Source organism: Pseudomonas sp. MYb327, from assembly GCF_040438925.1.
Classification (GTDB): Bacteria; Pseudomonadota; Gammaproteobacteria; order Pseudomonadales; family Pseudomonadaceae; genus Aquipseudomonas.
Genome location: NZ_CP159258.1, coordinates 4,364,876 through 4,390,792 on the forward strand (window position 1 = coordinate 4,364,876; position 25,917 = coordinate 4,390,792).

General features: G+C 59.9%; 17 protein-coding genes and 1 tRNA gene. 5 read left to right on the forward strand and 13 right to left on the reverse strand.

Annotated features, from left to right (window positions below):
* Nucleotides 1-136 precede the first annotated feature (136 nt).
* Nucleotides 137-892 carry a tetratricopeptide repeat protein gene (locus tag ABVN21_RS19740; protein ID WP_339554964.1) on the reverse strand — a complete coding sequence of 252 codons (756 nt, stop codon included), beginning with the start codon at nucleotides 890-892 and terminating at the stop codon, nucleotides 137-139.
* Nucleotides 889-1,569 carry a Fe2+-dependent dioxygenase gene (locus ABVN21_RS19745; protein ID WP_339554963.1) on the reverse strand — a complete coding sequence of 227 codons (681 nt, stop codon included), beginning with the start codon at nucleotides 1,567-1,569 and terminating at the stop codon, nucleotides 889-891. Before ABVN21_RS19745 ends, ABVN21_RS19740 begins: the two co-directional genes overlap by 4 nt.
* Nucleotides 1,570-1,776: 207 nt before the next feature.
* On the opposite strand from ABVN21_RS19745, the gene ABVN21_RS19750 reads away from it, so the two are divergent.
* Together ABVN21_RS19750 and ABVN21_RS19755 are read left to right on the forward strand one after the other, a co-directional pair.
* Nucleotides 1,777-4,089: a TonB-dependent siderophore receptor gene (locus ABVN21_RS19750; protein WP_339554962.1), complete on the forward strand. Its 2,313-nt coding sequence runs from the start codon at nucleotides 1,777-1,779 to the stop codon at nucleotides 4,087-4,089.
* A gap of 130 nt (nucleotides 4,090-4,219) precedes the next feature.
* Nucleotides 4,220-6,748 carry a sulfite reductase flavoprotein subunit alpha gene (locus tag ABVN21_RS19755; protein ID WP_339554961.1) on the forward strand — a complete coding sequence of 843 codons (2,529 nt, stop codon included), beginning with the start codon at nucleotides 4,220-4,222 and terminating at the stop codon, nucleotides 6,746-6,748.
* A 113-nt stretch (nucleotides 6,749-6,861) separates the two neighbouring features.
* Here ABVN21_RS19755 and ABVN21_RS19760 read toward each other — a convergent pair whose 3' ends face one another.
* The 4 genes from ABVN21_RS19760 to ptsP all read right to left on the reverse strand — a co-directional run bounded on the left by ABVN21_RS19760 (nucleotide 6,862) and on the right by ptsP (nucleotide 14,077).
* Nucleotides 6,862-8,403 carry an alkaline phosphatase D family protein gene (locus ABVN21_RS19760; protein ID WP_339554960.1) on the reverse strand — a complete coding sequence of 514 codons (1,542 nt, stop codon included), beginning with the start codon at nucleotides 8,401-8,403 and terminating at the stop codon, nucleotides 6,862-6,864.
* Between the two features lie 120 nt (nucleotides 8,404-8,523).
* Nucleotides 8,524-10,263: a PTS fructose-like transporter subunit IIB gene (locus ABVN21_RS19765; protein WP_339554959.1), complete on the reverse strand. Its 1,740-nt coding sequence runs from the start codon at nucleotides 10,261-10,263 to the stop codon at nucleotides 8,524-8,526.
* An 11-nt stretch (nucleotides 10,264-10,274) separates the two neighbouring features.
* On the reverse strand, nucleotides 10,275-11,216 hold the full coding sequence (gene pfkB, locus ABVN21_RS19770) for a 1-phosphofructokinase (protein ID WP_339554958.1): 942 nt from the start codon (nucleotides 11,214-11,216) through the stop codon (nucleotides 10,275-10,277).
* Nucleotides 11,216-14,077, reverse strand: a complete 2,862-nt coding sequence (ptsP, locus tag ABVN21_RS19775) for a phosphoenolpyruvate--protein phosphotransferase (RefSeq protein WP_339554957.1) — start codon at nucleotides 14,075-14,077, stop codon at nucleotides 11,216-11,218. The genes pfkB and ptsP overlap by 1 nt, the downstream gene beginning before the upstream one ends.
* Nucleotides 14,078-14,370: 293 nt before the next feature.
* Between ptsP and cra the strand changes: the two genes are divergently transcribed.
* Nucleotides 14,371-15,366 carry a catabolite repressor/activator gene (cra, locus tag ABVN21_RS19780; protein WP_339554956.1) on the forward strand — a complete coding sequence of 332 codons (996 nt, stop codon included), beginning with the start codon at nucleotides 14,371-14,373 and terminating at the stop codon, nucleotides 15,364-15,366.
* A 3-nt stretch (nucleotides 15,367-15,369) separates the two neighbouring features.
* A complete protein-coding gene (locus ABVN21_RS19785) occupies nucleotides 15,370-16,146 on the forward strand; it encodes a TatD family hydrolase (RefSeq protein WP_339554955.1) in 777 nt (258 codons plus the stop codon).
* A 138-nt stretch (nucleotides 16,147-16,284) separates the two neighbouring features.
* Here ABVN21_RS19785 and ABVN21_RS19790 read toward each other — a convergent pair whose 3' ends face one another.
* From ABVN21_RS19790 to ABVN21_RS19805, 4 genes are all read right to left on the reverse strand, one after another.
* Complete coding sequence (locus ABVN21_RS19790; RefSeq protein WP_339554954.1) at nucleotides 16,285-18,315, reverse strand: methyl-accepting chemotaxis protein; 2,031 nt, start codon at nucleotides 18,313-18,315, stop codon at nucleotides 16,285-16,287.
* A 195-nt stretch (nucleotides 18,316-18,510) separates the two neighbouring features.
* Entirely contained in the window at nucleotides 18,511-19,347 is an 837-nt protein-coding gene (gene ampE / locus ABVN21_RS19795) for a regulatory signaling modulator protein AmpE (protein ID WP_339554953.1), read from the reverse strand.
* Nucleotides 19,344-19,919, reverse strand: a complete 576-nt coding sequence (gene ampD / locus ABVN21_RS19800; protein ID WP_339555003.1) for a 1,6-anhydro-N-acetylmuramyl-L-alanine amidase AmpD — start codon at nucleotides 19,917-19,919, stop codon at nucleotides 19,344-19,346. Before ampD ends, ampE begins: the two co-directional genes overlap by 4 nt.
* Nucleotides 19,920-19,983: 64 nt before the next feature.
* A complete protein-coding gene (locus ABVN21_RS19805; protein ID WP_339554952.1) occupies nucleotides 19,984-21,930 on the reverse strand; it encodes a DUF1631 domain-containing protein in 1,947 nt (648 codons plus the stop codon).
* A gap of 247 nt (nucleotides 21,931-22,177) precedes the next feature.
* Between ABVN21_RS19805 and nadC the strand changes: the two genes are divergently transcribed.
* Nucleotides 22,178-23,026, forward strand: coding sequence for a carboxylating nicotinate-nucleotide diphosphorylase (gene nadC, locus ABVN21_RS19810; protein WP_339554951.1), 849 nt, complete (start codon nucleotides 22,178-22,180; stop codon nucleotides 23,024-23,026).
* Between the two features lie 95 nt (nucleotides 23,027-23,121).
* Here the strand turns inward: nadC and ABVN21_RS19815 are convergent, their stop codons facing one another.
* The 3 genes from ABVN21_RS19815 to pnp all read right to left on the reverse strand — a co-directional run bounded on the left by ABVN21_RS19815 (nucleotide 23,122) and on the right by pnp (nucleotide 25,881).
* Nucleotides 23,122-23,427: a DUF6388 family protein gene (locus tag ABVN21_RS19815; RefSeq protein ID WP_339554950.1), complete on the reverse strand. Its 306-nt coding sequence runs from the start codon at nucleotides 23,425-23,427 to the stop codon at nucleotides 23,122-23,124.
* A 133-nt stretch (nucleotides 23,428-23,560) separates the two neighbouring features.
* A tRNA-Thr gene (locus ABVN21_RS19820) sits at nucleotides 23,561-23,636 on the reverse strand.
* Between the two features lie 139 nt (nucleotides 23,637-23,775).
* Entirely contained in the window at nucleotides 23,776-25,881 is a 2,106-nt protein-coding gene (pnp, locus tag ABVN21_RS19825; RefSeq protein WP_003177877.1) for a polyribonucleotide nucleotidyltransferase, read from the reverse strand.
* Nucleotides 25,882-25,917: the final 36 nt, after the last annotated feature.

Sequence of the window (25,917 nt, forward strand, 5' to 3'; positions counted from 1 at the left end):
ATTTAAAGACAATTAACGACGCTTATAAATTAAAATCAAACCACGCTAAAAACTTTCAACAAGGCAACACAGGCCTTCATACAAAGTTATTCAGAGTGCGTACATGATTAACAGAAAAGAGAAATAACACCCGCCGCTACAGTGCAACCAGCTGCGAAAGTCGTTGTTGATAGGCTTGCGCCATCGCGCAAATGCGTGGGTCATTGGCACTCTGCAGTGACTCGAAGCTCACGCGCAAGAAGCTCACGTTGCCTGCGGCCAGTGCCTTGCGCAACCATTCCAGAGCCTCGTCGATTCGTCCGTCTTCGGCCAGTAAGGCGGCAAAGCTGAACTGACCACGAAAATCCCCACCCTCGGCCGAGCGTCGATACCATTCCCGAGCCGATGGTCGATCCTGCGGGCAGTGCTCCCCCTCTTCCAGATAACGGCCCAGCAGGTTCATGGATTTGGCGTGGCCCAACTCTGCGGCGCGGCGATACAACGCGACGGCTTGTGCCTGGCCAGGCTTGACGCCGCGCCCGGTTGCCAGAAGATTGGCGAGGTTGTACATCGCCCAGTCCAGCCCAGCGTCGGCCGCGACCTGATAATGCCGTGCAGCTATTGAAGCATCGGCCTTACACCCCCACCCATGCTCATGACAACGCCCGAGCATGTTGCGCGCCATCAAGTGCCCGCGACGGGCGGCGATGTCGAACCAGCGCACGGCCAGCGGCTGATCCTGAGCGATGCCCTGCCCGTCCAGAAGGATCTGCCCGAGCAACGCCTGGGCATCGAGCACGTCTTCGCGGGCGGCAATTAAAATGGCCTGGGCAGCACGGGCCGGGCTTTCATCGAGCATAGATTTGAGCGTATCGCCGTCAAGGATTTCTTCGCGACGCAATTGAAAACTCATACCTCGACCCAGCGACGCAACAGGTTGTGATAGGTGCCGGTCAGGCGGATCAGCGAAGGGTGATCCGGCACATCTTGCGTCAGTTGCCGGATCGCGCCGTCCATCTCGAATAACAGGGCGCGCTGACTGTCCTCACGCACCAGGCTTTGGGTCCAGAAAAAAGACGCGTAGCGAGTCCCTCGGGTGACCGCGTTGACCTTGTGCAAACTGGTACCGGGATACAAAACCATATCCCCGGCAGGCAGCTTCACCTGTTGGGTGCCGTAGGTGTCCTGGATTTCCAGTTCACCGCCGTCGTAATCCTGCGGCTCACTGAAAAACAGGGTGGCCGACAGATCGGTGCGCACTCGCTCCATGCTGCCCTTGGGCTGACGGACGGCGTTGTCGATGTGGAAGTCGAAGCTGCCACCGGCCGTGTAACAGTTCAGCAACGGCGGGAAGACTTTGTGGGGCAATGCGGCTGACATGAACTGCGGATTTTTCCACAACCGCTCCAGCATGGCCGCGCCAATCTCCTTGGCCAGCGGATGACCTTCAGGCAATTGCAGATTGTGCTTGGCCTTGGCCGACTGATATCCGGCGGTGATCTTGCCATCGGCCCAATCAGCCTGTTCCAGAGCCTCGCGAATGCGCTGCACTTCTTCTTTATCGAACAAGCCGGGGATGTGCAGCAGCATGGCAGAGACACCTGGGAGCAAAGGGGTGCCAATGGTATTGATTCTTATTGCCCGTGTAAAACCCAGGGGACGAACGAAACGGCAAAAACCGTAAGGTTAAATTGTAAAGAATGTAAATTCAGTGCAAATAGTAATATTTCGCAATTGATACGAATACGTGTTTACCCTATATTCCGCCGCCTCAAATCCTTGGGGAGGGGAATTAAAATGTCACGCCAACAAGCACAATTACCAGTCAGCTCACCGCGTTTGCTCGCTTCTGCAATTGGCGTGGCGATCACTGCCGGCTCCGCGGGCCACATGGTTTTCGCGGCTGAAAAGACCGACGAAAAAGCACCGAGCAACACCATCTCCCTGGGCGCCACTGCCATTACCGGCGAAGCTCAGGACGAGACCTCGTACAACGTCGAAAAAGCCTCCTCTCCCAAGTACACCGCGCCGCTGGTCGACACGCCGCGCTCGGTCACCGTCATCCCGCAGCAAGTGCTCAAAGACACTGGCGCGATGAACATGCAAGACGCGCTGCGCACCGTTCCCGGCATCACCTTTGGTGCCGGTGAAGGCGGTAACCCGCAGGGCGACCGTCCCTTCATTCGCGGCTTCGATGCCCAGGGCGACACTTACCTCGATGGCGTTCGCGATACCGGTTCGCAAAGCCGCGAAATCTTCGCTGTCGAATCGATTGAAGTCAGCAAAGGCCCGAACTCGGCCATCGGCGGCCGTGGCGCTGCTGGCGGCAGCATCAACCTGGTGAGCAAAAAAGCGCACCTGGGCGATTCGTTCGACGGTGGTTTTACCTGGGGCTCCGATCAGACCCAGCGCTACACCCTGGACGGCAACTACCAGTTCACCGACACCGCCGCTGGCCGTCTGAACCTGATGAGCCACGAGAGCAACGTCGCCGGGCGTGACAGCGTCGATTACGATCGCTGGGGCATCGCGCCGTCGCTGGCCTTCGGCCTGGGCACCGATACCCGCGTCAACCTTGACTACTACCATCTGGAAAGTAACGACACGCCGGACTCGGGCATCCCGTATTCGATCCCGACCAATCTTGCAGCGGGTCGCACCAAGTCCAACCCGGACAAACCAGACGACGGCGGCGACAGCAGCAACTTCTACGGTCTCGACGGCCGCGACTTCCGCAAGGGCCGCACCGATACCGCGACCATCGCCATCGAGCACGACCTGAACGACGCGCTGACGGTCAAGAACACCCTGCGCCATGGCAGCAGCATGCAGGACTACATCCTGACTCAGCCGGATGACAGCAAGGGCAACGTCAACAATGGCACTGTCTGGCGTCGCGCTAACACCCGCGTCAGCAATACCGATACGACGACTAACCAAACCGATCTGTTTGGTGATTTCTACGTCGCAGGGTTCAAGAACAGCTTCGCAACCGGTATCGAGTTCACGCGCGAAGAAGGCGAGAAATCCTCGTACGCCGTCAACACTGACACTACACCGCTAACGACAGCGCCTGCTTCCAGCTTCAACTGCAACCCTGCGATTGTCGGCGCAAGCAGCGCTTACAACTGCACCACGCTAGCCAACCCGAACCCGAACGATCCGTGGAACGGTACAATTTCGCGTAACTATGCCGGCACGGACACCGATGCCAACACCCGTGCTTTGTACATGTTCGACACTCTGGAGCTGTCGCAACAATGGCTGGTGAACATGGGCCTGCGTTACGACCATTTCGACACCAAATACAAAACCTTCAACGCAGCCGGTGTGACCACCGCCAAAGACAAAGATACCAGTGAGTTCGTCACGGGACAGTTCGGCGTCGTTTACAAGCCTGCTGAAAACGGCAGCATTTATGCCTCTTATGCGACCTCGGCCACACCACCTGGTAACACCTTGGGCGAAGGTATGGACGGCAACCCTCTGGGCGGCGGTACCACCAACAACGATCTGAAGCCGGAAACAACCAAGAATTACGAAATCGGTACCAAGTGGGATCTGCTCAATGATCGCCTGTCGCTGACTGCCGATATCTTCCGCACCGAGAAAGAAAACGCACGCGTTCAAGTCAACACCAATACCTATGAAAACGCCGGTAAAACCCGCGTTCAAGGTATCGAACTGTCGGCCACTGGCAAGATCACTGAAAAATGGCAAGTCTTCGCCGGTTATGCCTACATGGACAGTGAGCAAATCGACGGTGGCGACCTGCCGGCAAACAGAGCCAACAACGGCAACCAGCTGCCGAACACCCCGAAGAACAGCGCCAGCCTGTGGACGACTTACCAGGTCACGCCGAAGCTGACCATCGGCGGCGGCGCGTTCTATGTCGACGACGTGTTCGGCAGTGTGGCCAACACCACCATGGTTGATTCCTACGTTCGCTACGATGCGATGGCCGCCTACAAGCTGACCAAAAACGTCGACCTGCAACTGAACGTGCAAAACCTGACCGACGAAACCTACTACGACAAGGCCTTCTCGACTCACTTCGCCAACCAGGCGGCGGGCCGTACTGCTTTGCTGAGCACCAACTTCCACTTCTGATGGAAACATGAACACCAAGCCCCGTTCATCCAGGTGAGCGGGGCTTTTGTGTGTAAAAGGAATGTTTCTCGACAACCCACGGCATAATGCGCGCCGTGATGACCATTTTTGAACGAACAAGGCGAGCGACGTGTTGAAGAAAACCCTGTTCCAGTTGCACTGGTTTTTTGGCATCAGCGCCGGACTGGTCCTGGCCCTGATGGGCATCACCGGGGCGACGGTGTCATTTCAGGATGAAATCCTGTACGCCCTGAACCCTTCGGTGTTGCAGGTCGAGAAACAGGTCGCCGGTGTTTTGCCGCCTGCTGAACTGGTAGAGAAGATCGAAGCCGCCACGGGCAATAAAGTGGCGATGCTTTCGGTCGACATCGACAGCGACAGCGCCGCCAAAGTGTTCTTCACCCCGCCACCGGGCGAGCGGCGCGGACAGATGCGTTTCTTCGATCCGTACACCGCCGAACTCATGGGCGACGCCACGGGCCAAGGCTTCTTCGGCTTTATGCTGCAACTGCACCGCTTCCTGGCCATGGGCGATACCGGTCGGCAGATCACCGGTGCGTGCACGTTGATCCTGGTGTTCTTCTGCCTGTCGGGCCTTTACCTGCGTTGGCCGCGCCAGTGGAAAAGCTGGCGCGCCTGGCTGACCCTCGACTGGAAGAAAAAAGGTCGCAGCTTCAACTGGGATTTGCACTCGGTCGCCGGCACCTGGTGTCTGGTGTTCTATCTCCTGGCGGCGCTGACCGGGCTGTCCTGGTCCTACGAGTGGTACAACAAAGGCCTGACCCGGTTGCTCTCCGATTCGCCGCAGAACGAACGCGTTCGCGGCGGCCGGGGCCCTGCTCCGAGTGGTCCGGCACCGACCGTCGATTACTCGGCGATGTGGAGTAGCATCTACAGCGCTGCCGGTCCCGACCTGAGTTTCTACAACACCCGCATGCCGCCGGTAGCCGGGCAACCGGCAACCGTCTACTACCTGCTGAAGAACTCGCCCCACGACCGCGCGCTGAACCAGCTCACCCTCGATCCCGTCACCGGCGCGATCAAACGGCATGACCGCTACAGCGACAAGAGCTTCAAGGCGCAGCTGTTGACCAGCATTTATGCTCTGCACGTCGGCAGCTACTTCGGCATCATCGGGCGGATTATCCTGACCATCAGCGCCCTGACCATGCCGCTGTTTTTCGTCACCGGCTGGCTGCTGTACCTCGATCGACGCCGTAAAAAACGCCAGATCAAAGACGCCCGCCAAGGCCTCGCCCAACCGGACAGCGACGCTCCGGCGTGGCTGATCGGTTTCGCCAGCCAGAGCGGCTTTGCCGAGCAACTGGCCTGGCAAACCGCCGGTCAATTGCAGGCGGCCGGCCTGCCGGTGAAAGTGCAACCGCTGGCAACAGTCAGCGAGCAGGACCTGCGAGATTCGGACAACGCCCTGTTCGTCGTCAGCACCTTCGGCGACGGCGAAGCGCCAGACAGCGCCCGTGGTTTCGAACGCAAGGTACTGGGTCGTGCGTTGAGCCTGGAAAGCCTGAACTACGCCGTACTCGGTCTCGGCGACCGTCAGTATCAACACTTCTGCGGTTTCGCCCGACGCTTGCACAACTGGCTCGGTGAGCACGGTGGCAAGACCTTGTTCGCCCCGGTGGAAGTCGACAGCGGTGACCCTTACGCGCTGCGCCACTGGCAGCAACAACTCGGTCAGTTGACCGGGCAGATGCCGATGGACACCTGGCAAGCACCGAGCTACGACAACTGGACCCTGGCGCATCGAGAGCTACTAAACCCGGACAGCAGTGGTTCGCCGGTGTACTTGCTGGGCCTCAAGGCGCCTTCCACCAGCAGTTGGCTGGCCGGCGACCTGGTCGAAGTATTGCCACGCAATTGCCCGTGGGCCATCGAACATTTCCTCGATGGCCTGGGGATCGATGGCCGGGCCGCGATTGAATTCGATGGCCTCTCCCAGCCACTGGAACAAGCCCTCGCCAGTCGCCAATTGCCGGAAAACCGCGCGCACCTGGTCGGCCTGCATGCCCAGGCACTGGCGGATGCGCTTGTGCCATTGGCCATGCGCGAATACTCGATTGCTTCGATTGCCGCCGACGGCGTCCTGGAACTGATCGTGCGTCAAGAACTGCACCCCGATGGCAGCCTGGGTATCGGTTCCGGCTGGCTGACCGAACACGCCCCGGTGGGCGGCACCATCAGCCTGCGCGTACGACGCAACAGTGGTTTCCATCTGCCGGTCGAGCCAGTGCCGATGATCTTGTTGGGTAACGGTACCGGCCTGGCCGGGCTGCGCAGTTTGCTCAAGGCGCGGATCGCCGACGGGCAACAACGTCACTGGCTGTTGTTTGGCGAGCGCAATCGCGAGCACGACTACCTGTGTCGCGATGAACTGGAAGAATGGTTGATTGCGGGTGATCTGGAGCGTTTGGACCTGGCGTTCTCGCGGGATCAAGCCGAGAAAATCTACGTCCAGGATCGCCTGCGTGAATCGGCTGATGAGCTGAAGAAATGGCTGGCCGACGGTGCGGTGATTTACATCTGCGGCAGCCTTCAGGGAATGGCCTCAGGCGTGGATCAGGTGCTCAACGACGTGCTCGGCGCTGCCGAAGTCGAACGCCTGATCGAGCAGGGTCGCTACCGCCGCGACGTGTACTGACAACACCACCCTCTGTAGGAGCAAGCTTGCTCGCGATAGCGATCTGACAGACAAATCCACGTTGAATGTCAGACCGTCATCGCGAGCAAGCTTGCTCCTACAAAACGGGGGCGTTACACCGGCTGCAATGTCTGCTCAAATACCGCCCCCCCATCCAGATCCCGCAACACCACGCTCAATTCCCCCGTCTGCCCGTCGATATTCACCTCGCCAAAAAACTGAAACCCGGCAAACGGTGACATGTTCTGCACGGGAGGCGCTTTCTCGAACACCACTTCAGGGCCAAAGGTTTTATCCAAGGTGTCCGGACCAAAACTTCCGGCATTCAGCGGCCCCGCGACAAACTCCCAAAACGCTTCGAAGTCCTGAAACGCGGCACGGTCCGGTTGGTAGTGATGCGCCGCGCAATAATGCACATCCGCCGTCAGCCAGAGGAAATTGCGCACCTGCTGCGCCCGCAGAAAACCCAATAACTCGGCAATCTCCAGCTCACGCCCTTGAGCCGGTCCGGGGTCGCCATTGGCCACCGATTCCCAACGCATCACGCCGGGGCGGACCTCGCCATCCGGTGCGCCAAGGCCGATCGGCATGTCCGCGGCGATAACCTTCCATTGGGCATTGGAGGCTTTCAACGCAGCCTTCAACCAGTCCAGTTGTTCGCGTCCCAGGAAGGGTTTGGCGGCGCCAAGGTTGTCGTCATTGGCGCCGCGATAACTGCGCATGTCGAGCACGAACACATCGAGCAATGGCCCATAGCTGAGTTGGCGATAAATGCGCTTGCCCCCTTCGGCGCTTTGCCAGCGCATCGGTGCATATTCAAGCCAGGCCTGGCGTCCACGTCGTTTCAGGCTGTGGATATCTTTATCGGTGTAGCGCGCATCCAGTCGCGTGCCCGGCGACCAGTTATTCACCACTTCGTGGTCATCCCACAGCCAGACCTGCGGCACTTCGGCGTTGAAGCGGCGGATGTTTTCGTCCATCAGGTTGTAGCGGTAATTGCCACGGTATGCATCGAGGGTTTCCGCGGCTTTGCTCTTGGCTTCGCTGGTGATGTTGCGCCACACGTGACCGCTTTCCGTCGTGAGTTGAGCAGGCACCGGTCCGTCGGCATAGATGCTGTCGCCGCAGTGAATAAAGAAATCCGGCAACCGCAGGCGCATGGCTTCGTAGATGCGCATGCCGCCGATGTCCGGATTGATGCCGAAGCCCTGGCCGGCGGTGTCACCGCTCCAGACGAAACGGATGTCGCGCCTCGTCTGCGGCACGCTGCGCAGATGGCCGAACCACGGCTCACTGGTGACGCCGCTTTGGGCATCTTCAAACTGTACGCGATAGAAAATCGCCTGATCGGCGGGCAGTCCGCCGAGCTCGACCCGGGCGGTGAAATCGGTACGGGCATCGACGAGGGCCGAGACGAATCGTCGAGGGTTGGGGAAGAGACTGCGGGTGTCCCACTCCACCACCAGGCGTGCCGGGCGGTCGCTTCGACTCCAGATGATCGCCCGGTCCCCCAGCACGTCGCCGGACTGCACGCCATCGGTGATTTTCGGACGATCCTTGATCGACGCGATCACCACCGGTGCCAGCCCCGGCAACAACAACCCGGCGCCAACCGCTTGCAAGACACGACGGCGACCGAGGTCGAATTCGCTCATGGTGTTCTCCCGGAAATTGGAAAACATGACCTGAATGTGACATCGGTCTTGCAGGAGCCGGCTCGCTGGCGATAGCGGTCATGAAATCGCCATCGCCAGCAAGCCGGCTCCTACAAGGGATTACGCGCTAACAGGTTCTACCGCCAACTCCACCACCTCAGGCCGCTTGACCAGCGCATACACCACCGCCGTCAACAGACTCCCGGCAACAATCGCCATCAAGTAAAGCAGCGCATGGTTGATGGCATTCGGGATCGCCAACACGAACAATCCACCGTGGGGCGCCATCAGCTTGCAGCCGAAATACATCGACAACGCGCCGGTCAACGCACCGCCGGCGATGCTCGCCGGGATCACCCGCAGCGGGTCTTTCGCCGCAAACGGAATCGCCCCCTCGGAGATGAAGCACAAGCCCAACACCAGCGCTGCTTTGCCAGCCTCGCGCTCGGTCTGGGCAAACTTGCGCCGGGCAATGAACGTGGCGATCCCCAAGCCTATCGGCGGCACCATGCCCGCCGCCATGGTCGCGGCCATCGGCGCATAACTCTGCGACGCCAGCAGCCCCACCGAGAACGCATACGCGGCTTTGTTGATCGGCCCACCGAGGTCGACGCACATCATCCCGCCCAACAGCACACCGAGCAGAATCGCGTTGGTGGTGCCCATGCTGTCGAGGAAATGCGTGAGCCCCGCGAGCATTCCCGCCACCGGTTTGCCAACCACGTAGATCATCACCAGGCCGGTGAACAGACTGGCCAGCAACGGAATGATCAGGATCGGTTTCAGCGCTTCCAGGCTCTGCGGCAAACGTGCATAACGATTGATCGCCTGCGCCGCGTAACCGGCAATGAAACCGGCAATGATCCCGCCGATAAACCCGGCGCCCAACGTACTCGCCAACAGACCTCCGATCATCCCCGGCGCGAGCCCCGGACGGTCGGCAATCGAGTAGGCGATGTAGCCCGCCAGCAACGGCACCATCAGTTTGAACGCAGTCTCGCCGCCGATCTGCATCAGCGCCGCCGCCAGTGTCCCCTCTTCCTTGAACGCGGTGATGCCGAACACGAACGACAAGGCGATCATCAGACCGCCAGCCACCACCATCGGCAACATGAACGACACACCGGTCAGCAGGTGTTTGTAGACGCCAGTCTTTTCCTGTTTGGCCGGACCTTTTGCGCCAGTCGCAGCGTTTTCCTGGGAGCCTTCGGCCAGCGCTTTTTTCAGTGTCGCTTCAGCCTGTTTTAGGGCGATGCCGGTGCCGCAGCGGAAAATCTTCTTGCCGGCAAACCGCTCGGTGGCAACTTCGATGTCGCACGCCAGCAGCACCACGTCAGCCTCGGCAATCGCTTGCGCGCTCAATGGGTTGCGCGCGCCCACCGAGCCCTGGGTTTCCACTTGCAAGTCATAGCCCAAGCGTTTGGCTGCTTGCTGCAAGGCTTCGGCGGCCATGAAGGTGTGGGCGACGCCGGTCGGGCAGGCGGTGATTGCGACCAGGCGCGGGGCGTTTTGGGCGACGGCAATCGGTTCGGCAATGGCTGCGGGTGCGACATAAACCTGAGCCTCTTGCGCCCCACGGCGCAGCACCGCTTCGACGTCCTGCAGGGCCTGCGCCGGGGTGCTCTGAAATACGCGTTTGCCGACGAATCGCGACATATCCACCGGTGCGCTGGTGACCAGCAAAACCCACTCCGCCGTTTCGATCGTGGCCGTCGACAATTGCCGCTCGGGATGCGCCGCATCGGTGATTTCGACACCGGTGCTCCAGCCCTGACGCTGGGCCGCTGCATCGAGCAAGCGCGCGCACAGCACACTGGTGACCATGCCGTTCGGGCAGGCAGTAACAATGGCTAACTTCATGACCAACCCTCTTATTGTTCTGTCAGGGGACGCACGCGCACACCCTGTTCGAGCTGCGCCAGGTGCGCCGCATCGCCAATGCCGAAACCGATCTGGGTGACCGCCATCGCGGCAATCGCCGTGGCGGTGCGCAAGGTTTGTTCAGGCGTGTCGGCGCTGAGCAAACCGTGGAGCATGCCCGCCAGTAACGAGTCACCCGCGCCCACCGTACTGGCGACATTGACCCTGGGCGGTGTGGCATGCAGCGCCGAGCCGACGCTGAACCAGTTCACGCCGTCGGCACCGTGGGAAATCACCACGTGCTCAATCCCTTGTGCGCGCAAACGGCTCGCCGCTTCGGCCTGGGCGTTAACGGAAACCACTTCGCAATCGAGCACTTCGGCCAGTTCTTCGGTGTTGGGTTTGATCAACCACGGGCCAGCCTGGAGCGCTGCTCGCAGTGCATCACCGCTGGTGTCCAGGGCCACCTTCAACCCGAGTTTTTTCAGGCGCAGGATCAACGCCTGCAACCACTGAGGACTGACGCCTTGCGGCAGGCTGCCAGCGACGACAACGGCGTCGTGCCCCGGCGCGATTTGATCGAGACGATCAAGCAACGCTTGCTGCGCCGCCGCGCTGACCAGCGGCCCCGGACCGTTGAGATCGGTGATGCGGCCATCGCTTTCAGCGAGCTTGATGTTGCTGCGCGTCTCGCCGGGCACGCGGATAAACGCATCGACAAAGCCACGTTTGGCGAACAGGGTTTCGAACGCTTGCAGGTTGTCTTCGCCGAGGAAACCACTGACGGTCAGTTGATGCCCAAGGTCCGCCAGCACCTGCGCCACGTTCACGCCTTTACCGGCGGCGTGGGTGTGCATCGCGTCACTGCGGTTGACTTGGCCGGGCTCCAGGCGCGGCAACTGCACGGTGAGGTCCAGTGCCGGGTTGAGGGTCAGGGTTAAAATCTTGGCCATTACAGGGCCTCCACTAATGCGCGCACTTCGTTGGCGCTGCCCACGGCGAGTGCCTGCTGGGCAAGGGTTTGAGCCTGAGCCAGGCTGAGCTCGCGAATCCGCGCCTTGACCTCGGCGATGCTGCGCCCACCGACACTCAGCTCATCCACACCCAGCCCGACCAGCACCGGCACTGCCAGCGGATCGGCCGCCAACTCACCGCACACGCCGACCCACTTGCCATGGGCATGGGCTGCGCGCACGGTGATGTCGATCAGTTGCAGCACCGCCGGATGCAATCCGTCGGCCTGGGCCGACAAAGTCGGATGCCCACGGTCGATGGCCAGGGTGTATTGGGTCAGGTCGTTGGTGCCGACGCTGAAGAAGTCGACTTCCTTGGCCAGGACCGGCGCCAGCAAGGCCGCCGACGGCACTTCGATCATGATCCCCAGTTGCAGGTCCGCCACCGGGATTTCCAGACGCAGGCGTTCGGTCATGTCCCGCGCCTGACGCCATTCATCGACGCTGCCGACCATCGGGAACATGATCCGCAGCGGCCGGTTGTCGGCGGCCCGGAGCAAGGCGCGAATCTGCGCTTCCATGATCTGTGGCCGTTGCAGCGTAAGGCGAATGCCGCGCACACCGAGGAACGGGTTTTCTTCCTTGGCAATTGGCCAATACGGCAGCGGTTTGTCGCCGCCGACGTCGAGGGTGCGCACCACCAGCGGCCGCCCGGCGAGGCCATCGAGGACACGGCGGTACTCGACTTCCTGAGTCGCCTCGTCCGGCGCCTGCGGGTGGGCCATGAAAATCAGTTCGGTGCGCAACAGGCCGATGCCTTCGGCGCCCTGCTCCACCGCAGCAGTCACACCGGCGCTTTCACCGATGTTGGCGAACACTTCGACGGCATGACCGTCAGTGGTCAGCGCCGGTTGATGACGTTGTTCTGCGGCCGCCTTCAAACGTTGTTCGCGGGTGTCACGCTCTTGCGCGGCGCGCTGCAAAGTCGCCGCGTCGGCGTCCACGTGCAGACGACCGCGCTGACCATCGATCAACAGCGGCGTACCCGGCGCCAACAGCAACACTGCCGGACCGGCACCGACCAGCGCTGGAATCCCCAACGCCCGCGCAACAATCGCACTGTGCGCGGTAGCGCCGCCACGGGCGGTGAGGATCCCGGCGACACGGGTCGGATCAAGCCGCGCCACGTCGGACGGGCCGACCTCGTCCATCACCAGAATGTACGGCTGCTCAGGCTCACTCGGGGTTTCGACGCCGCTGAGTTGCGCCAGCACCCGACGGCCGATGTCGCGCAAGTCAGCAGCACGCTCGGCGAGTAACGCATCCTGCAAGGATTCCTGTTGCCGGGCCGCGGCTTCGATCACCGACATCCACGCCGCTTCCGCGCTCTCGCCTTGCTTGAGGCGGGTGTCGACTTCATCGGTCAATTCCGGGTCGTCGAGCATTTCCTGGTGAGTGACGAAAATCTCGCGAATCGCCTTGGCTTTGCTGCGTTCGATCAAACCGCCAATGTCGCGCCGCACATCCGCCAGCGCCTGTTTCAGTCGCTCACGCTCGACGGCGGCGGATTCACCGCGCAGCGGGTATTCGATGGTTTGCAGCACTTGAATGTGCGCCGGGCCGATGGCGATCCCCGGTGCAGCGGCAATGGCCTGAACCAGGCTACCTGACGCTGGCGCGAGCAGCACGGCGGCGACCTCGGCAATCTCTTCGCGCTGCTGGCTCACCGCAGGCAACGGCTCGACTTCTTCGCCGAGGCCTTCTTCAATGGCGGCCAATAACGCAGGCAACGCATCGGCGGCAATGCTGGGCTCGGCGATGATTTCCAGCACCTGACCGCGACGGGCGCCGAGGCTGAGCAATTTGCTCAAGCTCTTCACCGACACCGCACTGTCCTGGCCATCAACGATGCGGACGCGAATTTCGCCTTCAAAACTTTTTGCCAATTGCGCGAGGATTTTCGCCGGCCGCGCATGCAAACCGTGGGCGTTGGCCAGGGCAATCCGCGCGCTCGGCCAGTCCGCCGGCAACTCACCGCCGAGCACTTCAAGCACCGCGCGGCAGCTGGTGGCGCGACCCAATTCATGGCCGCGCCCTTCAATCAGCAGCGCACACAGGCGTTCGAGCAATGCTTGATGGGCCTCGCCGAGGCTGGCCAGACAGAACAGGCCGCTCAGCGGCTGACCGAGATAGCGCAGCGGTTTGTCCGGCGTAACGAACGCCAGGCCGGGACGCTTGACGGTTTGTTCGCTGTGCAGCCACCACAGGCCATCGCCCAATGGCAACGCTTCGACTTGCTGCAACACCGCAGAAAAACCGTTGCTGACGCAGTCGGCCTGGCGCAACAGGCGCGCGCCGCGCCAGACCAGTTCTTCGAAATCTTCGGCAGCCACACCCAAGCCAATCATCTGCGCGTCCAGCGCCAGTTCTTGCGGCGCGCCTTGCAGCAGTTTCAGCAAGGCATCGGCGCTACTGGCGCGGCGCAGGGCCTGGCCCAGATCGGTTTCACCGAGGGCACGGGTCAACAGTTGCAGGAGACGCAGGTGTTCATCGGATTTGGCAGCAATGCCGATCGCCAGATAGACGATTTGCCCATCACCCCAATCCACACCATCGGGAAATTGCATCAAACGTACACCGGTGGAAAACACCTGATCGCGGGTTTCCGGTGTACCGTGGGGAATCGCAATACCTTGACCGAGAAAGGTCGAGCCCTGGGCTTCGCGCGCCTGCAACCCGGCGAGGTAACCGTCGGCTACCAGGCCGTCAGTGACCAGATGCCGAGCCAGTAATTGCAACGCTGCGGATTTATCCACAGCCGACTGGCCCATGGATATCTGCTCTATGGTGAGCTCGAGCATGCTTTCTCCTTTTTGGCACCGGTTGGCACCAGGTATTGTTTTGGATGATTCAGCTTAGGCGCTTGTGTTGTCACAGTCTTTGTCGGTTTCGCGGCAGAACCGGCCAAAGGCGCGTTTAACGTAGAAAATACGCTTGCTGAAACGTTTAATCTAGATGGATTGGCACGTTACTCGATAATGTCCCATCCTTGAAGTCCAACTTGTCGGATGCGTTGTGACCATGGTCGACTGCCCGAATCGGGTAGGATTGGCAAAAATGTCGAGGCAAGCTCGAGAAAACAAGGAATTGCGGGTTGAAACTCAGTGATATAGCCCAGTTGGCCGGTGTGTCCGTTACCACCGCCAGCTACGTCATCAATGGCAAGGCCGAACAGCAACGCATCAGCAGCGCCACCGTCGAGCGTGTGCGTGCGGTGGTCGATCTTCATGGCTTTACGCCTAACCCTCAGGCGGCCGGACTGCGCAGTCGGCACACCCGCACGCTGGGGTTCATTCTGCCGGATCTGGAAAACCCCAGTTACGCGCGAATCGCCAAACTGCTGGAACAAGGCGCGCGCGCTCGCGGCTATCAGTTGCTGATCGCCAGCTCCGACGATGCACCGGACAGCGAACGGCAATTGCTGCAACTGTTCCGCGCCCGGCGCTGTGATGCGCTGATTGTCGCCAGTTGCCTTCCGCCCGGCGACGACAGTTATCTCCAATTGCAGGCCAAGGGCATTCCGATCATCGCCATCGACCGGGTCATGGCGCCCGAGCATTTCTGCTCGGTCATCAGCGACGATCGCGAAGCCAGTCTGCAACTGACGCGCAGCCTGCTCGACCCATTGCCCAAGCAGATCGCCCTGATTGGCGCCCGCCCCGAGCTGAGCATCAGCCAGGAACGGGCCGCCGGGTTCAAAGAGGCCCTGGCCGGTTTCAACGGCGAAGTGCTGGTCGAGCACGGTGAGGCGTTCAGCCGCGAGTGCGGCAAGCAGCTGATGGAAGAAATGCTACAGCGCCTGGGGCATTTGCCGGATGCACTGGTGACCACTTCCTACGTGTTGCTACAGGGCGTGTTCGATGCCTTGCACGACTACCCGCTGAAATCCCGACCGCTGCGCCTCGGCACTTTCGGAGACACCCAACTGCTCGACTTCCTGCCACTGCCGGTCAACGCCATGGCTCAACAACACCAGCTGATTGCCGATAAAGCCCTGGCCCTGGCACTGGCTGCCATCGAGCAATCCGATTATCAACCCGGCGTGCAGGCCATCGCCCGTACTTTCAAGCAGCGTATTCGCCAGGACTGAACCGTGGAGTTGATCGACACCCACACTCACCTCGACTTTCCCGACTTTGACGACGATCGTCAGGCACTGATGGCCGAAAGCCGTGCCCTCGGGGTGCGGCGAATGGTGGTGTTGGGGGTTTATCAAGGCAACTGGCAGCGTGTCTGGGACCTGGTGCAAAGCGATCCCGACCTGCATGCAGCCTTCGGTTTGCACCCGGTGTACCTGGACGATCACCGCCCGGAAGATTTAACCGAACTCGCTGATTGGTTGAGCCGCTGGGCCGGTCACCGACAGTTGTGCGCGGTGGGCGAGATTGGTCTGGATTACTTTATCGAAACTCTCGATCGCGACCGCCAACAAGCGTTGTTCGACGCCCAACTGCAACTGGCGGCAAATTTCAACTTACCGGCGTTGATCCATGTACGGCGCAGTCATGCGGCGGTGATTGCCACGCTCAAACGCTTCAAGTTGAAACGTGCCGGCATCATCCACGCGTTCGCTGGCAGCAGGGAAGAAGCCCGCGAGTACATCAAGCTCGGATTCAAACTCGGCCTTGGCGGCGCGGCGACCTGGCCACAAGCGTTGCGCATGCACCGCGTCCTCGCCGAGCTGCCGCTGGAATCGGTAGTGCTGGAAACCGACGCACCGGACATGGCGCCCGCCATGTTCCCCGGCCAACGCAACAGCCCTGCCCACCTGCCGGCAATCTGCGCGGCACTGGCTGAAATCATGGCGATCAGCCCCGAGCAACTGGCCGCCGCCAGCACCGCCAATGCCTGTCAGCTGTTCAACTGGTAACAGACAACCCAAAAAAACTGTAGGAGCGAGCCTGCTCGCGATGATCCAGAGAACGACGCGGGGGGTGTCAGGTTACCCGCGCCATCGCTGACGACCATCGCGAGCAGGCTCGCTCCTACAGGATCACCGCGTGTTTGTTTAAACGCGGAACGCGCTGATCAGCTGTTTGAGTTCCACCACCTGAGCCGACAACGCGCGGCTGGCGTCCTCGGTCTGGTGCGCACCTTCGGCGGTGCGCTCACCCGCGCGGTTGATCTCGACGATGTTCTGATCGATGTCGTGGGCCACGGCGGTTTGCTGCTCCACGGCGGCGGCGATCTGTTGGTTCTGATCGACGATCATGCCCACGGCGCCGAGGATGTTCTCCAACGCCAACTGGACTTTTTCCGACTGCCCAACCGTGCCATTTGCCATTTCATGGCTGACACCCATCGCCTTCACCGCCGCGCCGACACCGCCGTGGAGCTTGGCGATCATCTGCTCGATTTCTTCGGTTGATTGCTGAGTGCGTTTGGCCAGCGTCCGGACCTCGTCCGCCACCACCGCAAAACCACGTCCTTGCTCACCGGCGCGAGCCGCTTCGATCGCGGCGTTGAGTGCCAACAGGTTGGTTTGTTCGGCGATGCTCTTGATCACTTCCAGCACGCGGCTGATGGATTGGCTGTCGCTAGCCAGTTGATTGATGACCAGCACTGATTGATCGATCTCGTTGGCCAGTGCCGCGATGCTGCCCTGCTGGGATTGCACCAGCCCGCGACCGCTGACGGTCTCGTCGTTGACACTGTGGGCGCTGCTGACCGCCGCGGCGGCACTGCGCGCCACTTCCAGGGAGGTGGCCGACATCTGGTTCATCGCCGTGGCGACCTGCTCAATCTGCGTGCGTTGTCCGGCCACTGCCTGGTTGCTTTGCGCAGAAACGTGCTCCACTTGCCCGGCCTGGCGCTCGACCTCGCTGACGGTATGTCCCACGCGCTCGATCAGGTCATGGATTTTCTTCACGGTGCCGTTGAACACTTCGCCCAACTCGCCCAACTCATCGCGGCTGTTAGCACTGAAGGTCACGGTCATGTCGCCGGCCGCCACTTTGTCCATCACACCGCCAAGACGTTTGAGGGTGGTGCGGGTCGAGGCGTAGAAGCCGCCGTAGAGATAAAAGATCAACACAAATACCACCGACAGCGCCACGGCCTGCAAGACCATGTGCGTGCGGTTCTGCTCCAGACGCTGCTGCAACTGAGTGCCGAGAAACTTCAGGGTGGCTTCGTTGAGTTGGTAGGTCTGGTCCATCAGGCCCGTGACCTGATCGTAAAAGCCCTGCCACGGCCTATCGAGGGTATCGGCCATCACTACTTGTTCTTCGAACAGTTCACTGGCCTTCTTCAACGAAGCGCGGCTGCTATCAGCCTTGGCGGCGAGGGTTTCCCGCGCGGCAGAACTGGAGCCCAACGCATCCTGCAGTTTCACCCCGTATTCGCCCTGCAGCTTTTCAATCTGCGCCAACAACTCATCGAAACGCGTGCTCGATGATGAATTGAGAAAGCCCTGCCCCAGCGAAAAAGAACCCATCGCTCGTCCTTCGCCCAGCAACTGAGTGACCGGCGGGGTGACATTGGTGATGAGTTCGCTCAACTGGCGCATGTCGCTTTGGGTATCGCGGCTGAGGCCGGCCTGACTGGCGATGATTTGACTGAACACCTGCGCGCTGCCAAGCAACTTGCCGATCATTCCGCTTTTGCTTTGCAGGGAGCTTTCGGTTTGCTGGGCCTTGAAGGCGGCGATCATTTCATCGCGCTTGGCATCAAAAACCGCGATCTGTTCCGGGTCTGAACTCATCGCCGTCAACCCTTGCATGCGACTGAGCACACTTTGCCCCAAGGTATTGATCTGCGACTCGACATTCCCGGCCTTGCCGGATTGACCGAGGGTGACGTTGATTTGCACGAGGTTGTTCAGGGTTTCCAGGTCGCGTCGTAACGTCAGGCTGCTGCCCAACAGGTCCAGGCTTTGGAGTTCAACCCGGGTGCCCTGGAATTCGCGATAGGAATCACGCACCAGATAGAAGTTGGTCACCAGCATCGGCACCAGGAACAACACGCTGATCAGGCTGAACTTCATGCCGAAGCTCAGGCGATTCATCAGTGCGACGGCGGGATAGAGCAAGCTCTTCACTGGAAGTCTCCCTTGGATTTCTTATTTTTATTGGCAGGCGCAGACCGACAGCAGATAGCCACTATTGGGCGCTGCCCCTGTATAGCTTAAATCGGCAGGATGTTTTGTAACTTAAGGTTAACAAGATGGGCGGCTTCGCCGCCCGACGGGAGCAAGCTCCCTCGCCACAAAGCATTGCACTTCAGACTTTCGTGTTTATGGCATCACGGTCCACAACGCGAAACCCGCATACCAGAGCACTGCCGCCCGCAGCAGCAACTCCCAGATCCGGTCAAGATTGTTGATGCCCTCAGGCCCGACGACCGGGGCCGGAATTTCACCGGCCACCAGTCCGGCCTTCTCGATCAATTGAGCCGCGCTGATGTTCCAGTTCAACAATTCGTGCAACATCACCCGGCTGACCGCGACAAAATTGCCCACCAGAGCAAAACTGGCCGCCAGCAAACGCACCGGTAGCCAATCGAACGCATGCCGTAATTGTCCGGCGCGCTCGACCACAGTCGGGTTTTGCGAGTGTTCTTCGGCCAGGGCCAGCAGTCGATAGGCCAACGCCGCGACCGGTCCCAACAGGAAGTACCAGAAAATCACCGCAAAAAAGCTCTGGTATGCCTCCCATAACAGATGCCCTTCGACCCTTTCCAGCAGTTGCTCGCCACTGTCGGCGCAGATGTCGAGGTCACGTTTGGCGACATGGGCCGCAGCTTGCAGGTCTTCCCGTCGCCAGGCATCGCGAAAAGGCCCGAGACCGCCCAGCAGGTCGCCGCGCCCGAGGCTGTAAATCACCACCAGCAGGTGCACCGGCAACGCCAATAAACCGTAAGCCACCGGCTCCAGGACCACCAACAGCAACCCCAGCAGTGCAACCGGCAACAACACCAGCACGACCAGCACCAGCCACGGACGTTTCGTCAGTCGCGGGCTGGATTCAAGTTTGTGCAACTCACGCACCCAACCGCCATCACGTTGAACCTGGTGGCGCAGGGCCGAGAATTTCTCGATCCACACCGCCAACAGCAACACCAGAAAACTCATTGTTGATCCTCTTTTCCCAAAGCGGCTTGTTCCAGAGCCGCGCGATAGCGTACCCAGTCGAACGCAGGTCCCGGATCCGTCTTGCGCCCGGGCGCGATGTCGCTATGCCCGCAGATGCGTTGCGCGGTGATGGCCGGGAAGGTGTTTTGCAGCTGCCGGGTCAACGCCGTCAATGCGTCATATTGAGCATCGGTGAACGGCAGATCATCCGTGCCTTCCAGCTCGATGCCCACGGAAAAATCGTTACAGGTTTCCCGTCCCTCGAAAATCGAAACGCCGGCGTGCCAGGCACGCTCCAGGCAAGAGACAAACTGGGTGACGGTGCCGTCTCGCTCAATCAGAAAATGCGCGGACACCCGCAGATCGGCAATCCCCTCAAAGTACGGGTGCTCCGTGACATCCAGGCGATTCTGAAAAAACTCCTGCACCTTGCCCGTGGCGAACTGCGCCGGAGGCAGGCTGATGTTGTGGATCACCAGCAGGGAAATTTCGCCCGTGGGGCGCGCATTGAAGTTGGGCGAGGGGCATAAATGCACGTCCTGACACCAACCACTTGCGGGATCCAACTGCATACAATTTCCTTCAACGACGACTGTGTTGGTGCCCAGTATGCCGCGATAGACCCTCGGCACGCGATCACTTGCCAAGATTGAGGCGCTGCAGGTTGCCGGTAGCGAACTCCAGAGCCCGGTCCATCAATAAGCTGCTGTCCAGAACATGTACGGCGTCATGTCTGAACTCGAGGGCCAGATTCGTACCGCTGCGCTCCATCACCTTCATGCCAGTGCGGTTGACGAAAATGTACTGGTCGCAAGCTTCGTTGATCGCCGCCAGTTTGCAGCGCAGAGGTTTTTTCGTGTCTTGCTGGAACTCAACCCAGTGACCAATGCGCAGTTGCTCGACTTGGAGCAAACCCGCGTCGTTCGGCGGTAAACGTGCCGAGATCGCGCCTGCCCGGCCTTCATCGGCGCTCGGCAAAACGAACTCTTCCAGCACTTCGATCATGACCGGCGCTCCCGCAATCGGTGTCGCTGGGTCGCGGTGCTCAAACAGTTGCACGTGCAAGCCTGCCAACTCGCTGAAAAACCCGGCCGTGGCGAACGGGTCGCACGCCGAACCGCTCAATCCCTCGCGCAACGCCTTGAGCAAGCCCGGCAGCAGCGCCAATAGGTGCGGACGTGCTTCGGGTTCGTCATGTCGTTGCACGCTCCAGACCAACTGTTCCATCGTCTGCACAGCGGCATGCCATTGCGTCGACTGGTCACCGTGCTTGAGCCAAACCAGCAGCAACACTTGGCTCCAGGCCTGCTGGACAAACAGCACCACACCCTGCGGCAGGACTTTACCCAGCAGCGCCTGATTCAACGCCTGCTCGACGCGCTGGCGGGCGAGTACAGTTCTGGCACGACCTTCTTCAGCATCGCGGATACGCTGCTCCAGCAATTCGCAGCGACGACGTTCATCACTGGTGAATGCGAGGAAATTGGCCAACGATTCGGAAAATATCGCCGGATCATCAACAAAATCGCTCGAGAGGCGCTGCATCAACTGTTCAACGCACAGGTAAAGACTGTCGCGCTGAGGGTCATCACCCTGACTCCAGCCCAAAGTCGCATTGGCGATCTCATTCAGCAGACGCCGTGCGGGATGGCTGCTGCGACTGAAAAAGCTTTTGTCGAGCATCGCCACTTTCACCAGTGGAATCTGTAGCTGGCCGATCAATGGCTTGAAAGAATCCGGCAAAGTGCGGTCATCGAGAAAGTAGTCGAAAAGCATGGCGATCAGGTTGATCACGTCTTCATCAGCCACGTCGACCGCCGGCACCTGCGCGTGACGTTGCGCTTGCGAAGGCACAACGGCAGCGTCATCCGCGATCTGGCGCATCGGCGCGGACGTGAGACCAGACAGCACTCCGGTGGCGATCAGCAATTGGTTGGCGTCGCTGTAGAGTCGAAAAACATCGCCGAGCACGTAACGCTCGAACAGTTTGAGAATGATCAGCTTGACCTTGATCTCTACTCCCAGCTCGCGCCCGGCCTGCAAGAAAAACGCGCAGAGCAACGTCGGTCCCATGGGGTTGTGCTGCTCCATCAGCGATCGGCCCAGCAGCGTACTGAGGCGTGCGGTGAGTTGATCGAGCGCGAAACCATCACGGCTCAGCACCTTGTTGACCATCGCCTCCACCGCTACGGTGCGCTCCAGCTCATCATCGGGCAGCACTTTGCGGGTGTCGAACGGCAATGGCTGAGGCAGAACCGTGTGAGTGGCGCTGTACTGGGTCAGGCTGACAAACGCTTCAAAGAACTGCTCGAAAAAGACGCGTTCGATACTTTTGCGCTTGAGCCGCAAATCGCGCATGGCTTGAAAGAAAACGTTGTGCTCGACGTCGGTGCCCGCCCGGTCGGCCATTTCGAAGAGGGTGTCATCGGCGTTATCGAACAGTGCCTGCAAACCCTGCCTGAGCTGCTGGGTGGCCTTGTCGCGAACCTGAAGCAGAATCACAGGCAGGCGGGCGGGCGGCGCATAAGTTGCCTGGTCGATAGTTACCTTGCGCAAAGGCACTACATTCCCGTCGTTGTGCATTCTGCCTCCTGAAAAAATCATTCTTGAAACCGTCAAAGCCATGACGTCAATTGCGCGGCGAATTATCTGGTAAAACCTGCCTCTGGTGCCAGAAGACTCTCTGCACCTTCGTTTGACCCATCCTCACCCCGATCAATTGCAAGAATCGACCAAATGCAGACACCAGAGCGATAGGATCACCTCGGACGCCTTGGGTTGCCCCACACCATGGCCCTATAATCGGACCACTTTGTTTGTGGAGTCCGTTATGCCGAATCTACGTCTCGCCGATTTGACCGCCGAAATCGAAGCCAACGTACGCCGTGCGTTGCTCGAAGACATCGGCAGCGGCGACATCACCGCGCAGCTGATCCCGGCCGAACGCCTGGCCAAAGCCACCATCATCACCCGCGACGCGGCCGTCATCTGTGGCTCCGCGTGGGTGGATAATGTGTTTCGGCAACTAGACCCGCGGGTTGCGGTGCATTGGCAAGTGGCTGATGGCGAACGGGTCAAACCCAACCAGGTGTTGTTCCATCTCGAAGGCCCGGCCCGCTCGCTGCTGACAGGCGAACGCAGCGCGCTGAATTTCCTGCAACTGTTGTCTGGCGTGGCCACTCGTGCGCAATATCTGGCGGATTACGTTGCTCAGACTCAAGTGAAGTTGCTCGACACCCGCAAGACCCTGCCGGGGCTGCGTCTGGCGCAGAAATACGCCGTGACCTGCGGCGGTTGCCACAATCACCGCATCGGTCTGTATGACGCTTTCCTGATCAAGGAAAACCACATCGCCGCCAGTGGCGGTATCCCGCAGGCCATCGCTGCCGCGCACAAGATCGCACCGGGCAAACCGGTAGAAATTGAAGTGGAAAGTCTGGACGAGCTGAAAGAAGCCCTGGCGGCCGGTGCCGACATCATCATGCTGGACGAACTGAGCCTGGATGACATGCGCGAAGCCGTACGCCTGAACAACGGCAAGGCCAAGCTGGAGGCCAGCGGCGGCATTAACGAAAGCACGTTGCTGCCGATTGCCGAAACCGGGGTGGATTACATTTCGATTGGTGCGATGACCAAAGATGTGAAGGCTGTGGATCTGTCGATGCGTCTCAGTCTCTGACCCGCGACTCAAACCTGAACGAGCCCGGCTTACAGGCGATGGCGATCTCAACGACGCTATCGCCGGCAAGCCGGGCTCCTACAAGAACTTTACCGTCAGACCACCAGATTATTCATCTCGCAGTACTCTTCCCACTCGACACCCAACACTTCCGCCGCTTCCTTGTGCAGCACCAGGCGCGCAGCCTCGAATTCTTCCGGGGTTGAGGTGTATTTGAGCGTCAGTTCCCAAGGTTGCAAGCCCTGGGCTTCTGCCTCATCTTCGAACGCCCACTGAATCTGATCTTTCTGATCATCGGCCGGCAGGTCCTTGATCTCATCAGCTAGCTGGGGAGAATCCAGCAGATATTTCTTGAGCGCTTCTTCGTGTCTGGCTTCTTGGGACAATTCTTTAACGGTCATGGCGTTCTCTTTGATCTGGGGAATGGAAGATGGATCTGGATCATCAAGGATCTCTCTGACGCAAAAAACCGATTACAGCCCGGTTTGTCTGGCCTTCAGAACCATTCGGGATCATCTGAAAACAACGTATCGCTGGTGCCCGAGACAGGAGTCGAACCTGCGACCTTCGCGTTACGAGTGCGCTGCTCTACCAACTGAGCTACACGGGCGGTGGGCTAAACCTAGCACTGACCATGGAGTCAGGCAACTTCGCAAAACGCTTCGGTTTAATGCAGACAAAAAAATGCCCCACCGTTTTCACGGCAGGGCATTTTTTAAAACGTTGAAGCGGTCAGGCTTGGCGGGTGATTAAACGCCCGAAGCCTTGGCTGCTGCTACGTCTTTGATGGACAGCTTGATACGGCCGCGGTTGTCCACGTCCAGTACCAGCACTTCCACTTCCTGACCTTCTTTCAGGATATCGGTCACTTTCTCAACGCGAGCGTCGCTCAGCATGGAGATGTGAACCAGACCGTCCTTGCCAGGCAGGATGTTGACGAATGCGCCGAAGTCGACGATGCGCTCAACCTTACCGACGTAGATCTTGCCGATCTCGGCTTCAGCGGTGATGCCCAGAACGCGCTGACGTGCTGCTTCAGCCGCTTCCTTGGTTTCGCCGAAGATCTTGATCGAACCGTCGTCTTCGATGTCGATCGAAGCCTTGGTCTCTTCGCAGATCGCACGGATGGTCGCGCCGCCTTTACCGATGACATCACGGATTTTGTCGGTGTCGATTTTCATCGCGATCATGGTCGGAGCGTTTTCCGACAGCTCGGTACGCGACTGGCCAATGATCTGGTTCATCTGGCCGAGGATATTCAGGCGCGCTTCCAGGGCTTGGCCCAGAGCGATTTCCATGATTTCTTCGGTGATGCCCTTGATCTTGATGTCCATCTGCAGCGCGGTCACACCTTTGGCGGTACCGGCTACTTTGAAGTCCATGTCGCCCAGGTGATCTTCGTCACCCAGGATGTCGGTCAGGACGGCGAACTTCTCGCCTTCTTTAACCAGGCCCATGGCGATACCGGCAACCGGTGCCTTCATCGGCACACCGGCGTCCATCAGAGCCAGGGAAGCGCCGCAGACCGAAGCCATGGAGCTCGAACCGTTGGACTCGGTGATTTCCGATACGACACGGATGGTGTACGGGAACACGTCAGCGGCGGGCAGCATGGCCTGTACCGAACGACGGGCCAGACGACCGTGACCGATTTCGCGACGACCGGCACCACCCATGCGACCACACTCGCCTACCGAGAACGGAGGGAAGTTGTAGTGCAGCATGAACGGGTCTTTTTTCTCGCCTTCCAGGGTGTCCAGCAGCTGTGCGTCACGGGCAGTACCCAGAGTCGCGACTACCAGAGCCTGAGTTTCGCCACGGGTGAACAGTGCCGAACCGTGAGTCTTCGGCAGAACGCCGACTTCGATGTTCAGCGGACGTACGGTGCGGGTGTCGCGACCGTCGATACGTGGCTTGCCGTTTACGATGTTTTCGCGAACGGTGCGGTATTCGATTTCGCCGAAAGCAGCTTTGACTTCAGCAGCGGAAGGCTGGCCTTCTTCGCCGGACAGCTTGGCAACGACCTGATCCTTCAACTCACCCAGGCGAGCGTAACGGTCGGCCTTGATGGTGATGGTGTAAGCCTGGGAGATCGCTTCGCCGAACTCGGCGCGGATAGCACCCAACAGAGCGGTGGCTTCTGGCTGTGGAGCCCAGGTCCAGGTTGGCTTGGCAGCTTCGGCGGCCAGTTCCTTGACGGCGTTGATCACCACCTGGAACTCGTCGTGAGCAAACAGTACAGCGCCCAGCATCTGGTCTTCGGTCAGCTCTTTGGCTTCCGATTCAACCATCAGAACGGCTTCTGAAGTACCGGCAACGACCATGTCCAGGCTCGAAGCTTTCAGTTGTTCGTAAGTCGGGTTCAGCAGGTAGCCGGTGCTTTCGTGGAAGGCAACGCGGGCAGCGCCGATCGGGCCATCGAAAGGAATGCCGGAGATCGCCAGGGCAGCCGAGGTACCGATCATCGCAGCGATGTCCGGATCGGTCTTCTTGCTGGTGGAAACGACGGTGCAGACAACCTGCACTTCGTTCATGAAGCCTTCCGGGAACAGCGGACGGATCGGACGGTCGATCAGTCGGGAAGTCAGGGTTTCTTTCTCGGAAGGACGGCCTTCACGCTTGAAAAAACCGCCAGGGATCTTACCGGCAGCGTAAGTCTTTTCCTGGTAGTGAACAGACAGAGGGAAGAAGCCCTTGCCTGGATCGGCTTGTTTGGCACCGACTACGGTCACCAATACGCTGACGTCGTCGTCAACGGTGACCAATACTGCGCCGGAGGCCTGACGGGCGATACGGCCAGTCTCGAGGGTAACGGTCGACTGACCGAACTGGAATTTTTTGATTACCGGGTTCACGGTGTCCTACCTTCTTTTGTGGCTCTTGGGGAAACT

Coding starts and splice junctions, on each gene's coding strand:
- ABVN21_RS19740 (WP_339554964.1), bottom strand. CDS start 892: ATGAGTTTTCAATTGCGTCGCGAAGAAATCCTTGACGGCGATACGCTC.
- ABVN21_RS19745 (WP_339554963.1), bottom strand. CDS start 1,569: ATGCTGCTGCACATCCCCGGCTTGTTCGATAAAGAAGAAGTGCAGCGC.
- ABVN21_RS19750 (WP_339554962.1), top strand. CDS start 1,777: ATGTCACGCCAACAAGCACAATTACCAGTCAGCTCACCGCGTTTGCTC.
- ABVN21_RS19760 (WP_339554960.1), bottom strand. CDS start 8,403: ATGAGCGAATTCGACCTCGGTCGCCGTCGTGTCTTGCAAGCGGTTGGC.
- ABVN21_RS19765 (WP_339554959.1), bottom strand. CDS start 10,263: ATGAAGTTAGCCATTGTTACTGCCTGCCCGAACGGCATGGTCACCAGT.
- pfkB (WP_339554958.1), bottom strand. CDS start 11,216: ATGGCCAAGATTTTAACCCTGACCCTCAACCCGGCACTGGACCTCACC.
- ptsP (WP_339554957.1), bottom strand. CDS start 14,077: ATGCTCGAGCTCACCATAGAGCAGATATCCATGGGCCAGTCGGCTGTG.
- ampE (WP_339554953.1), bottom strand. CDS start 19,347: ATGAGTTTTCTGGTGTTGCTGTTGGCGGTGTGGATCGAGAAATTCTCG.
- ampD (WP_339555003.1), bottom strand. CDS start 19,919: ATGCAGTTGGATCCCGCAAGTGGTTGGTGTCAGGACGTGCATTTATGC.
- ABVN21_RS19805 (WP_339554952.1), bottom strand. CDS start 21,930: ATGCACAACGACGGGAATGTAGTGCCTTTGCGCAAGGTAACTATCGAC.
- nadC (WP_339554951.1), top strand. CDS start 22,178: ATGCCGAATCTACGTCTCGCCGATTTGACCGCCGAAATCGAAGCCAAC.
- ABVN21_RS19815 (WP_339554950.1), bottom strand. CDS start 23,427: ATGACCGTTAAAGAATTGTCCCAAGAAGCCAGACACGAAGAAGCGCTC.